The organism is Gemmatimonadaceae bacterium (assembly GCA_036003045.1).
GTDB lineage: Bacteria > Gemmatimonadota > Gemmatimonadetes > Gemmatimonadales > Gemmatimonadaceae > JAQBQB01.
Genome location: DASYSS010000032.1, coordinates 60,261 through 72,929 on the forward strand (window position 1 = coordinate 60,261; position 12,669 = coordinate 72,929).

Annotated in this window: 8 protein-coding genes; 3 read left to right on the forward strand and 5 right to left on the reverse strand. The window is 64.4% G+C overall.

From position 1 onward, the window contains the following. Nucleotides 1–31: 31 nt before the first annotated feature. Together VGQ44_07355 and VGQ44_07360 are read right to left on the reverse strand one after the other, a co-directional pair. Nucleotides 32–1,540, reverse strand: coding sequence for a hypothetical protein (locus VGQ44_07355; protein HEV8446619.1), 1,509 nt, complete (start codon nucleotides 1,538–1,540; stop codon nucleotides 32–34). After that, nucleotides 1,537–3,528, reverse strand: a complete 1,992-nt coding sequence (locus tag VGQ44_07360; GenBank protein HEV8446620.1) for a caspase family protein — start codon at nucleotides 3,526–3,528, stop codon at nucleotides 1,537–1,539. The genes VGQ44_07355 and VGQ44_07360 overlap by 4 nt, the downstream gene beginning before the upstream one ends. 192 nt (nucleotides 3,529–3,720) lie before the next feature. Between VGQ44_07360 and VGQ44_07365 the strand changes: the two genes are divergently transcribed. Further along, the gene (locus VGQ44_07365) at nucleotides 3,721–5,490 is read left to right on the forward strand and encodes a hypothetical protein (GenBank protein ID HEV8446621.1); all 1,770 of its coding nucleotides are present in this window, start codon (nucleotides 3,721–3,723) and stop codon (nucleotides 5,488–5,490) included. Between the two features lie 56 nt (nucleotides 5,491–5,546). Then, nucleotides 5,547–6,137, forward strand: a complete 591-nt coding sequence (locus tag VGQ44_07370) for an outer membrane beta-barrel protein (protein ID HEV8446622.1) — start codon at nucleotides 5,547–5,549, stop codon at nucleotides 6,135–6,137. A 16-nt stretch (nucleotides 6,138–6,153) separates the two neighbouring features. Here the strand turns inward: VGQ44_07370 and VGQ44_07375 are convergent, their stop codons facing one another. Together VGQ44_07375 and VGQ44_07380 are read right to left on the reverse strand one after the other, a co-directional pair. Continuing rightward, nucleotides 6,154–7,428, reverse strand: coding sequence for a caspase family protein (locus VGQ44_07375; GenBank protein ID HEV8446623.1), 1,275 nt, complete (start codon nucleotides 7,426–7,428; stop codon nucleotides 6,154–6,156). Between the two features lie 137 nt (nucleotides 7,429–7,565). Next, the gene (locus VGQ44_07380) at nucleotides 7,566–9,212 is read right to left on the reverse strand and encodes a hypothetical protein (protein HEV8446624.1); all 1,647 of its coding nucleotides are present in this window, start codon (nucleotides 9,210–9,212) and stop codon (nucleotides 7,566–7,568) included. A 119-nt stretch (nucleotides 9,213–9,331) separates the two neighbouring features. On the opposite strand from VGQ44_07380, the gene VGQ44_07385 reads away from it, so the two are divergent. Next, nucleotides 9,332–10,570: a glycosyltransferase 87 family protein gene (locus VGQ44_07385; protein HEV8446625.1), complete on the forward strand. Its 1,239-nt coding sequence runs from the start codon at nucleotides 9,332–9,334 to the stop codon at nucleotides 10,568–10,570. 620 nt (nucleotides 10,571–11,190) lie between these two features. Here the strand turns inward: VGQ44_07385 and VGQ44_07390 are convergent. Then, nucleotides 11,191–12,606 carry a serine hydrolase domain-containing protein gene (locus tag VGQ44_07390; GenBank protein ID HEV8446626.1) on the reverse strand — a complete coding sequence of 472 codons (1,416 nt, stop codon included), beginning with the start codon at nucleotides 12,604–12,606 and terminating at the stop codon, nucleotides 11,191–11,193. Between the last annotated feature and the right edge of the window lie 63 nt (nucleotides 12,607–12,669).

The following is a 12,669-nucleotide window of genomic DNA, read 5'->3' on the forward strand; positions in this document are numbered from 1 at the left end:
AGTGACACCGCAGGGCCAGCCACCGACGTGATCAACCGCCGATGCTCAACCCCCAGAAAAACGCGGGACGATACGCAGGATTGCCGTTCTGTATCGCCTGCCTGATGACTGGGTCCTTCGTGAGGATCCCAGACACAACTCCGGAAGGCAGGCGTTGGATGCGCTGCCACACCGCGCCACTGTTGAGCCGAATTGCATCCGAGAACTGCCAGCTCAAACCCGTATACCAGTCGGGACGATGGCTCGCTCCGAGTCCGGCTCCCAACACCGCGCCGACGGGCACCGGCGTTTTTCGCCAGTCCAAATGCAGCAGAACCGACGCCGCGCTGCGTTGATCCGGAGACGTCACGTCAGCGACGGTGTCGCCGTGCATCGCGTAGCCTTTCGGCGGCTCCATCAACGAGAGCCCAATGGCAAGCTTGCATGTCCAGTTCGGCGTCGGATCGGTGATCGCGTCGACGCTCCCCTGGCGCAGACGGGGCACATCGGTGAACTGTTTCGTCGGCGTCAGCGCAATGGTGAGACGTCGAAAGTCCCCGCTCGGAGCGACGGTGAACCGCTGCGTGGTGGCCGCGCGCGCTTGTTCGATCTGGTGGAGTTGGCCTTGCAGGGTGCGATAGCCCCGGCGCAGATCGGAGAGCGCTGAGTCGGCGCGGGTCCTGAGGCGCTTTGCCGCGGCGGAATCGCTGCTCGTCTTGGAATCTGCCATCACTTGGCCCGCCTTGGCTGCGAGCGGAACTGCGGCGGTACGCGCCTGCTGGTATGCCGCGCCGACATCGGCCGCGGTCTTCACGTTCGGAAGTTGACTCGAGACCCACGTATGCAGCCGGCCCAGCAGGAGCTCGGCGTCAGTCGTTTCGCCGAGTTCCGCGATTACCCCGAGCGAGTCATCCGTCGATCGCGATAGCGCCATGACCGAGGCGCTCTGGGCGGCAAACTGTGTCACCAAGACATCGAGATCGGATAATTCTCGGGAGACATCGGCGTCTCCCCGGCCCACGAACCCCGTGGGTGCTGCGAGCGACTCCGTGGTGAGCGTTTGCCGGAGAATCGTGTCGAGACTTATCTTCGACGCGGCAATCCCGGCGAGTCCCAGGGTCTGAATCTGCAAACTGATGTTGGTGAACGTGCCCAAGACGTTGCGGCACGTGCGCACCTTTCGCTCCTGCACCGTCGTAACGGTCGCGTCATAGTCATACAGGAGCGGGTTGGCGTGAACGACCTCGATCTGGAGTGGGCGGTCGGCGGGTAGGGGTATGAGCGGCGTTTCGGACGTGTCGCTGGTGGCGAACGTTGCGCGCTCCACCCCGCCCTGATCGAACACGGTCACTCGGCCCGCCACATGATCGAACCGCGCCGTCCATGGTTTGGCACCGGAAACGGTGCGAATCGGACGCGAGCGCATCACCGTCGGCGCTGCTGGTGCGGGCGCGGGCGCCGGCGCTGGTTGGCCGCTCTGAGTAGGCGTCGTCGGCTTTTGCGCCGCGAGTGTCGCCGGCAGAGCGCCCAGGGAGACCAGTATTAGAGATCGTCGTGTCATTGGCGCGCGGGTAGGATGAGAATCGAGCGTGTCGTGGCGCCCCAGCCTTTGATCGCGGATCGTGAAGGCGGCCCGAGCCCTCGGCTTACTTCCTTCGCGCCGCACTGAGGCAGCGCCGCGGCCAGTGACTGAAGCGAGTATTGCTTGTCCGCCGCGACAACTTTGATTTGTTCCAACCCGTGCGGCTCCGTCACGCTGAAGTTGCGGTAGATCGCCTGCCAGCCGGCGGTAGGGAAGGTCCCAGCCGACGACGGCGCCGGGTAGAGAACGGTCGGATCGCCAAGGTACCCCGCGATCGCAACGGTCAAGTAGAGAGTCGACCAATCGGGGACATGGGCGCGCACCCACAGCGTGTACGATTGACCGATAAACGCGGTGTCCAAAGCCGTGTAAGGGGCGAATTCGCTCGGCACGGTGTCGCCCGCGACGAGCCGCACGTCTATTGGAGGCATCATCGCGGGATTCTCGATGAGCGACAGGGCGCTGATCATGTATGCCCGCGTCAACGCCCCGCATATCGCGGCCGCGGTCGGCGCGAAGCCAGTATCGGCCCCGGCGACGACCTGCGTCGACGCATCGAGGGGCTTGATCTCGGCGGCGTGCGCGAAGACCCGCACGGTGCCATTGCGCGCGGCGAGCACGACGTCCGCCGTCGCCCGGTCAGCGGTCTGGCTAACGACACGGGCGGCCGGGAACTGGCGAACGATCGTTGAGATCGCCGGATCGTCCGGCGGGGCAAACACGCTAATCGTCGTGAGCCGTCGCACCCCGTACGGAACGATGGACAAGATCGCGCGCGCGCCGCGGGGAATCGGCGACGTACGGGCATCGACGCGCCTCCCAAAACCCTGGAACCGTGTCACAGAGTCGATCTCAATGCGGCCGTACGGCGGTTCTCCTCTGAACGTCGTCTCGCCGGCGCCGAACACGTCATATTGCGCCGACGGCCGAACTCCGTTCACCGCCCCCGCGTCGATCCCGACGGTTGTATCGCTGAGCGGCGTAATCGCGACCACCTGCTGGGCCGGCACGGGTTCGCTCACGTGGAACAGCAATGCTGAGTGATCGCCCTCGAGCTGTGGATCCTGGTGAGGGACCGACCCCTGAAGCGACGCGAGGCCCTCCTCGACGTGCCGCATCAGGTCGTCGTAGTGCGTCCCCTCGTTGGCCGCGTCCAGCGCTTCTGTGAAGTAGTATGTCAAAATGCCAAACGCCGTCCGCTTTCCGTCGCCGGTCGCGAACTCCCACTCGCCGGCGGTCTGGTTGGAGGCGGCGGCCGTAAGGAGTACCTGCCGCGGCAAGAGCCCGTCGAGCCCACTCGATGGCTTCGCGGGTGTGGCCACGCCGGCGGGGGGAAGACTCCCGCGAGGCCGGTACGACGCCAGGCCGCCCCGGGTGATGGTACCCGAATAGCAGGCGTCGACGACGATCGTGACATTGGCAGAACGCAAACGACCGAGCCATTGTCCGATTTGATCGTCGATGATCAGCTGGTTCGGGTCATGTATGGAGCCTGTATCTCCCTTCACGTCCCACGGTACGAGGGCCTCGTCATAGTGGTCGTTGGGGTCGATCTTCGCTTCGTCGCCATCCAGGTCCGGCGCCGAGCTACCGTGCCCGGAGTAATAGATGAAGACGACATCTCCGGTGTCTACTCGGGCGTCCAGCCACTCGAACGCCGACGTGATGCCCTGGCGTGTGGCCTGCGAGTCGCGCAGGACCGTCATATCGGGGCCCGCGCGAAATCCCCATTTACTCAGGGCACGTTCGACACGCGGAAGGTCGTTCGCCACGGGAGCGTGGAGCTTCGATCGGCCGGGCGGCCCGCCCTCGGCGAAGTTCTTGTAATCGGAAATACCAATCAGGAGGGCCACATGCCGCCGCGCGTCGTTGGGGGCGACGACGTTGCGTCGAACGCTCGCCACGCCGCTCGGCCGAAGCGCGAGTGTCGCGATACCGACGGCGAGGAACAGCGGGCGAAGCGTCATTGCGCGACTCGCGGACGTTTGGGCCGGCGGCAAATCTTGCGCTCGGGCAACGCGCGATTCTATCGCCGGCCCTGCGAATGTCAATGCCGGCCCCGACTGTTGCGCGGCCCGGTAGTGAAGCCCACATTAGCATCCCCTCGTTGCCGACACCGCATGCCACGACGCCGGCTCTCTGCGCCTGGAATGTCGAAGGTGCACGCTCCTATCGCGCGCGCGCTGAGGACTCTGATCGTCTCCCTCGGTGTGGCGTCATGTGGATCCTCCGCGGGGGGCGACGGCACCCCGACGGGGACGTCGCCGTCTCCGACTCCCACTCCGCCCGCGACGTTCAGCACCCTGACGATCGTCGGCGGCGGGGCCGGGAGCGGCTCGGGGCAAGTGACGTCGAATACCGGAGGCGTCTCCTGCACGATAACCAATGGCGCCGCTGCGGGAGCGTGCAGCGCGAGTTTCTCGTCCGGGAGCGTCGTGCAGCTTCAGGTGGCGAGCGGAACGCTTACCGGATGGGCGGGAGATTGCACGGGCACGACCGTGTGTCAGGTGACGATGAATGCGAACCGGCAGGTCACGGCCACGTTCCTTGCGGTGGCGACGCCGATCATCGTACTCAAGACGACGAAACCGGTCGTCGTCGCCGATCGCATTCAGCAAACCATCATCGTCGACTATTCGATCCAGAACGGCGGTGGTGGCACTCTCACGCCGGCCATTTCGAACGCCAATCCGGATTACTGGATACAGCTCGCCATCGTCGGCGGGAATACCCTCCGCGCCACGATCAACGCCGTCGGGTTGAGGTCCTATTCCGAGGAAGAGACACAATACGTCGTCTCGGTCGCGGTGACCGCGCCGGGCGCGTCATCCGTCCCGGTGACACTCAAGTTCGCGAAAACCATCGACAGTCCCGTTGGCATGGCGGCGACCGTAGTCCGGTTCCACCAGAACTCCGGCCATCTCTCCGATCCGCCGCCGCCGACCGCCTTCGCCCAGATCAGTCTTCTCGATAGCCGAACCAACACGCCAATCGCCGCAAAGGTCGACGCCGTCGACCCGTCGGATCAGAACTGGCTCGAGACACCTACCATCAATTCCGGGCAGCTGGAGTTGAGGGTCAAGCAGGCGGATTTCCACAGCCCGGCGGGGAATTTGCCGTCCCCGGGCAACCCGTTTGGCTCGCCCATCCGCATCAAGCTCACTGCCGCGAACGGCGGTTCGACGTGTCCGGCATTCAGCGTTCCGCCCGACCCGACCTGTCAGATCTTCGTCTACTATACCGCCGATCCGTTTCCGAGGCTTTTCCTACGGCCCTGGGGATTGCAATTGACGCCCGCGGCCGCGACCCAGTCAGCGGCCATCGAGGTGCAGAATCCGTCGACTCCGACCGCGACGCCAACGGTTCTGAAGCACACCTGCGGCAATGCGCTCAACGGCCCGCCGATCATATCGAACCCGCAGTCGGGCACGAAGGTCACCGTGTCCGGCAACTTCGCAGCCATCAGTGAGGACTCAACCGTTCGGTGCCAGGTGGTGATCGTTGGCGACTATCTAACGGACACCGGGTTGGCGACCGACACGGCCACGCTCACCGTGACGTTGGGAAAACCAAGTGCCGACGTGATCACGCCGAGCCAAAGAGATCTCAACATCCTGGCGACGGCGGGGACTGGGGCGCCACAAGCAGACACGATTACGTTGTATAACCTCGGGCCGAACGCAATCAGTGTGGCGGCTCCAAACCTTGCTGGCACGAGCGCCGGTGGGTTCGCCGCGTGCCCCGCGAGTCTCCTCGTCACGCCGACGCTCGTCGGCACAACGATCGGCAAAGGGAACATCGCGCTCGTGGCGGTTCGCGTGAATCCAGTCGGACAGGTCGCGCAGGCGTGCGCGGCAACCCTACGATTGACCTCGGCGACGCCCGGCGTGGTGGCTCAAGACATCCCCGTGCTAATCCGGCTGAAGTAGCTCCTGCCCGGCGGGTCACCCCAGTGGAGAGAGGATTCATGAGTAGTAGAAGGCTCATGGCGGTGCTCGGGGTGCTTACGCTTGCTCCCAATGCCAACGCCCAGTCGAGACAGCTCTTCTCCTTGCAGGGCGCAGCACTGCTTACCAGTCTTCAAGGGGATGCCTTCGACGTCTTACGTGTAGGAACGGGGTTTGGTGGCGAGGTTCAACTCAGAGTGAATCCGGGCCCCTTCTCGCTAGGCGCCGGTCTTCAGTTGACAAAACACTCGAGCACGAGCCAGGGGCTGAGTAACAAGGTCAGCTTGAGCGGCCTATTCCTCGAACCGCGCTACGCCATTGCGGTTTCGAGCCGGATCGTACGGCCGTACGTTGCCGGCCGAGTGGCGCTCATGTCGCAGAAAACGGACTTGGGGGATCTCGGCGGAACGCTTCCGGTCAAAGCGAATGCGCTGGCGTACGGTGTCGGTGGGGGATTCGTGGCCCGCATCAACGGCCACCTGGGGTTCGATCTTGGCGCGGCGCTGACCTCGCTCAACTTCGGCGACTTCAAATATCGAGATACAGGCGCCACGTCGGGACTCGACGCCGGGAGCGGGACGATGTTCGTCCTGAAGGCGGGGTTCAACGTCGGGCTGGGGAGAGATTGACGCCGGCGGAGAGTCCTTAGAACGGCGGCTTCTCGACGAGCGAGTAGGAGCGCGGCGACCAGTCGTCGCCCAGCCGTCTGAATCGCACCAGGAAATGCAGCACCGCGCGCGGCTTGCCGCGAACAACGGGATCGTTGTACTGCGTCGCCACCTTGAGATCCACCGTCGCCTCATTGCCGTCGATGAGTATCTCAGGTGTGCCCGCGGTGGATGCTGAAACCAGGTCGTCGCGAACGAAGACGAGAAGTTTTTCCTTCCAGTCAATCGGCTTCCCGGGCAGGGCGCGGTAGTCCTCGTCGAGCGAGGTCATGTCCTTCTTGGCAATGCGGTCAACGAATTCCCGGACGCGCACCTGAACGATCTCACGTGGGGTCCTCGTTAGCATTGCGCTCGCCGGGTCGCCATTAGCTACGGCGTTAAGCGAGGTGTCCCCCTCGGCGGCCACGCTCTCGCCACCTTGTCGCAGTGGAAAGAGAAACTCTCCTCCTTCGTCTCCGACGTTGAAAATCGTCCCGAACTGAGGTTGCACCGGACTGTTGTGCATGACGGCCGTTCGAAAGCTCGAAAACAGGTCGTCGGCGGGCAGGTAGGGGGCGGCGTTTGCCTCGAGTCGCTTGATGAGATAGTCCAGGAAAACGCTGCTATCCGGCACCGTCTCCTTCGAGCCGCTCGTCATTGCCTTGCGACTCGGCAATTCGTAGAGACGCGACATCGCTTGGTCCGGTGGAACGTCTCGCAAAAGCAGCGCTCCGGCGAAACAGGCATCGGCGATCAGCAGAACGTGCCTCGCCTTCATGCGCCGGAGCGACCCCTCGACATCGCTGTTTGAGACCCACTGCGCCGAATTGATCCGCCGCGCGTCGACAGGCAGCCAGTAGCTCTGATGACTCGCCTCGTCCCAGATCCCATGACCGGCGTAGAAAATCAGGAGGTTGTCGTTCCGCCCAAGCGTCTCGGACAGTTGATTCAGCTGACCTAGCAGCGCTTCACGCTTTGGATTGGGAAGCAGAATCACGTCGCGCCGATCGAATCGGTAGCGCGAGGTGAGCAGGTCGCGGAGGCGCTCGGCGTCGCGGACCGGCGCCTGGAGTCGCGGGATGGCGGGGTCCGAATAATTCTGAACTGCGATGAGTAGCGCGTGGAACCTGCCTGCGAGCAGGCTGGCTGAATCCGGGCGGTGGCCGAGAGTGAGGCCGCGCGTAGTCGAGTCCTGAGCGGCGAGGCGCGTCGCATGCGTGCCTAGCCAAAGCGCGACCAACGTAGTAACCGTGCGAGCGCGAAGCGACGCCATGAGGATAGTATGGCGCTTCCCGTTCTGGCGGGCCAGCGCGGCGAGGCACGCTGGCCGCGGCTGCGAAGTCTAAGGAACTCGCAAAAGGTGGTGACGCGACGGGGCTTTGTGGCGGTTGAATGCGGTCTTGTCGTCCCTCACGGTAATTCGGCGACGTACTCATCAACCCCGACGGCCCTCAGGCGAAACTTGGGCAAGAGATGCCGCAACTCGTCCTCTTCGCCGGAGGAGGTGATGACGGTGAAGCGGCCCAGCTCGCGGAGCCGGTCGACCGTCACCAGATGGTATTCCTTATAGAAGCGAGCGACAGCTCGGCCGAGATCCCGCTCGAAGAGCGTGCGGCGCATCAGGCCGTCCGGGTTCCCCGGAAAATCGAGGATCGCGACTGAGTCAGCCCATTGTGGGCGCGCCTGAATCAGCGGGTACGCCTCGAAGCGCCGCGCGAACACGACCGGCTGGTGCGCGGCGAGCGACCGCTGGACGATATCGATCACCAAGGCGGCGGTATCGTCGTCCTGCCGCGTGACTCGTCGCAGCGCGTTGAGCTCGAGGCAGCCGACGACGAGCAGTGAGGCGATCGCGATTCCGGTCGTCAGCCGCCCCCACCGCTGCCGAAGCGGCAGGGCAGCCAACGCCGTGACAAGGGCGATCGGAATGACGACGGGAAGCATGTACCGCTCGATGAGGACGGACTGCATCGCCACGGACATCACGACCAGGACAACGGGATAAGCCAACAGCGCGAGAACCGGGCGCGGCGTGCACAGTGTTCCGGCCGACGAAGACTCGGTCCCTACATCTTCGCACTGCGCCTCCGTCCCCGTTCCAGGCCTCCGCACCCCGCCTCCGTTCTCGCGGCGCCAGGACCAAATCCTCAGGAGGGCGTACACAACTAGGAGCACGCTCCCCGGAACGAGGACGATCCGACGAAGTTGCACTGCTATGGTAGTAAGGCTCGCCGAGTCGATCCACGTCGGAACGCTCAGGATGTGACGTTGGCTGAGAATCAAGGGAACACAGAGCGCCAACGTCAGAAGTCCGGTCACCATGGGCAGCAGATGATTCCACCGCCGGGCCGGATCGGATCGCGTCTCCACGATGGCGGGCAGAGAGACGAGGACCAGCGCGAACACTCCCAGCCAATGAGCCGTCACGACCAGCGCCGCCAGCACGCAGCCCACGAGGCGGGCGGGCCATGATCGCGTGCGGGTCGGCGCCACGGTGTACACGCAGAACCAGGCAATCGCGGCGAGCCAGAATCCGTACATCCTGACTTGCCACATCTGCACGACCACGAACGGATGCACGGCGGCGGCGAGCACCCCGACGGCCGCGCGGGCTGGTTCGACGAAGAACCGGCATACCATATAGATGCCGGCCAGCGCCAGGAGCATCATCCCGGCGGTGATGAGCCGAAGCTCGGAGACCGACCCTCCCACCAGATGCGCGACCGGCCACGTGCCAAAGTAGAAGGCCGGACCGTTGGTGTCGGCGCCGCCGTGGATCGCGGCCAGCATGTGTTGGAGCCGAGGGTCATTGAGCAGCAGGCTGGTGACGCTCTCGTCCAGCCACATGGGGTGGGAGACGACGAACGAGTTGCCGGTGATCCCGACTTCGGCCGCCGTCAGCGCGGCGAGCACAGCAAACGCGAACAGCACCTCGAGTGATGCGGGCCGGGTCGCCCCCGCGGGCGTGCCGAAGCGTCCGGTGGTACCGGTGGCCGGGCGCTTTGGCGCGACGAACTGGCCTTTCGCCACCGGAGTGGTGTCGTGCTCCGCCCGCATCGCTCACCGCCGGCAAAGGAATCGTCATCCTAAATAGCGATGCTGAATACACCAAAACAAAGCAAACTTTCCTATAACTCACGAGTATCACGCGTAGATTGCCACGCGATTCGACACTCATGGGTTTCGCCAAGGGAAAGTCCTGGTGGGTGTCGGCCGGCGTCGCCGGAGGGGCGGCGGCGGCATGGATCGGTCTGGCGATCGCCTGCTTCCCCCGCGTCAGCGGGTCGCACGCTCAGGATCTGTCGTTGTACCGGCGGGCGGCGCAGCGCGTGCTCGCCGGCCAGATCCCGTATCGCGACTTCGGCATCGAGTATCCACCGCTCGCGCTGCTTCCCATCACGCTGCCCGAGTGGGTGCTGGGCCGAGGAGCGCCGACAGCCCGCTACGCTCTCGCGTTCCTCCTCCTGAACGCCGTCTGGTCCGTCGCGCTGGGGGCGTGCATCTGGGCCGCCGCTCGACGTTGGGTCTCCGCGGAACGTTCGCTGGCCGCCGCGGGCATGTACGCATTGCTCGCGTTCGTCGGCGCGCCGCTCTTTCCCTGGCGCTTCGATCTCTTCCCGACGTTGCTCTCGGCGCTGAGTCTCGTGCTGGTCATGAAGGGCCGCCCCGCGGCAGCCGGCATCTCGCTCGGCGCGGGCGTCGCGGCCAAGCTCTATCCGATCGTCTTTCTACCGATCTTCGTCGCGTGGTACCTGGCGCGCGGCGAGCGGGGACGGGCGCTGCGATTCATGGTGTGCACGTTCGCCGCGACGACGCTCATCTGTGCGCCCTTCGTGTGGGCGGCGCGGGCCGACTTCCTCTCTTTTTTGAGGTATCACCAGCTACGGGGCCTGCAAATCGAGAGTGCGTCCGCCGGACTTCTGATGTTGGGACACACCCTTGGTGTGGGCGGCGTTTCCATCGTCGAAAACTTCGGCGCGATTCACCTGCTGTCCCCGACGTCCGCCGGAGTGATCCGCTGGCTCCTGCCGGCGTTCGTCGCCGGATGGTCCGCCGTCGCGTTCCTGGCCTTTTCTCGGTTTCGAAACGAACGCTCGAGCGGCAGGGCGGCGAGCGATCAAACGCTCGCCGGATACGCGCTGGTCGCGCTGCTCGTGTTCATGCTGACCAACAAGGTCCTGTCGCCGCAGTATGTGATTTGGCTTCTCCCGTTCATCGCGCTCTTGCCCGCGCCGGAGTACGCGCTCGGTCTCGCCGCCACGGTGCTGACGATCGTGATCTTTCCATATGGCTACGATCGCTTGTTGCGGATGGAGATGCCGGTCGTTCTCCTGCTCAACGCGCGCAATCTCCTTTGGGCTGTGCTGGCTGCGACGATTCTATGGCGATTGCGTCCGCGGCACGGTTGTCGGTGACTCCGGTGCGGTTCGCCGTGGCGCGCGCCGCTCCTCGCGCCAGTCGGGATCTACGACACGGTACTGCAACGATTTCGCGGAAACACCACGGATTTTCGCGGAGGAGCATCTTTTTGGAACTGCGGCCGGTGTCGCTTTGGCCCGCCGCCGGTTGCTGCGCCGCAGTTCGTTGTCCCAAAGCCTTTGCTGTTTCCGCCTAGTCCGTGGTTTGTCCGCGCAATCGTTGCAGTACCGAAGCGCAGTTACGGCCCACTTGAATTGGTGTGAGTCGCGTGCGGCCACGAAGCAGGGCGAAACTACTTTGACGCAGACAGCGCAGACTGGAACGACAATGACGCAGATTGACAGCTAGAACAATGACGCGCCGCACCGGCACTGTTTTTGGTCCGCGCCCTATTCTGACCAGTACACTTGCATGCGGCGATCTACGGGATTCGAGACCTGTTGCGGTTGGCGACGTCGCCGCCCTGACACACGCGAGGGCAGTCTCGGCGTTCGGCAGTCTCGGCGTTCGGCAGTCTCGGCGTTCGGCAGTTTCGCCGTTTCGGCGTTCGGCAGTCTCGGCGTTCGGAAGTCTCGGTCTTCGGCAGTTTCGGCATTCGGCCCCTCTCTGGCCGTTACTAAGGGGCTCTCGCCCCCTCGATACTCGCTCCTCCCTGCAACAGCGTCACCTTCGTCGCCTTGCCTCCTTCCATAGTGAACGTGAACCGCAGCGCCGGATCAAACGCGACCCCAAAGGCAAAGTTGCCCAGGTAATTGATTTCGTTCGCGCTCTGGCCCTGCGCCTGGGCCATGAGACGCGTGCCGTCGAGGAAGAACTTGATGGGCAACGACTGCCCGGTGGGCAGTTGCAACGTGTACGAGCCGACGATCGCGTCGCGATCGGCGGGCGAGAGCGCGGGCGCGGTCCCTCTCGCCGGAGCAGCCCCCGCGGCAACGAGTGCTTCTCCGTACGCGGCGCGAAGCAGGTTCTGCACCAGCCGCTGCGGCGACTCTCGATCGTAATTCGTAAATACTACGATGCTCAGGCTGTCGTCGGCGACGTACGCCGCCGCCGTCGCGAACCCGGGAATGCCGCCGGTATGCGATACGGTCTTGTGACCGTCGAAGACGCCCGGAACCAGTCCAAATCCATAGTTGATCTTGCGCCCGTTGTTCAGCGTATCGGCGGTCGACATCAGCGCATACGAGGCGGGCGACACCACTCGGCCCGCGGCAAGCGCGCGTTGCCACTTCGCAAAGTCGCCGACGGTGGAGCACAGCGCTCCGGCGGCGAAGGGGTGTGACAGATCCAGGAACTGGGCGCGCTGCGTCGCCGCCCCGTTTGCCCCCTTGGTATATCCGAGCGCGAACGCGGGATCCGATGTTCGCGACGGGCAGTACGACGTCTGACGCAGTCCCAACGGCTTGAAGAACTGCGCTTCGAGATAGCTCGCGTACTTTTGACCGCTCGCCTTCTCGATCACCATGCCGAGCAGGACGTAGCCCGTGTTGTCGTATCGGTATGCGGTGCCGGGCGCGAAGTCGAACGTGTCGGCCGCGACGAGCTTGATGATCGCGTCGGGTGACAGCGGGTCGTTCCAGGTCTTTTGCCAATCCGGCACCGACGTGTAGTCGTGAATGCCGGACGTATGCGTCAGCAGCTGGCGAATCGAGACCTGCTTGCCGTGCAACGGAAACTGCGGGACGTACTTCGAGAGATCGTCATCCAGCTTCACACGCCCCTGCTCCACCAGCTTCATGATCGCGGCGGAGGTGAACTGCTTCGTGTTGGAACCGATCTCGTAGATCGTCGCCGTCGTCGGCGCGCGTGCCGCGTCGACGTTGGCGAGACCATACGCGCCGTACGCCAACGTATCGTTCCCGCGAATCACCGCGAACGACGCGCCGGGCGCGCGGGACTCCGCGAGATACGTGAGAACCAGGGAATCGGCGCGCGGACGAAACGCATCGCGCGTGATGGTCGAGCGTTGGGCGCCGGCAACAGAGAAGCCGGCGAGCATCGCGATCCCGGCGAATCGGACGGAATACAGCATGTGAATGCTCCGGAATGTGGGACGAACGACGCCGGTGATGTCGCGGGGGAGGGGGGGACCACC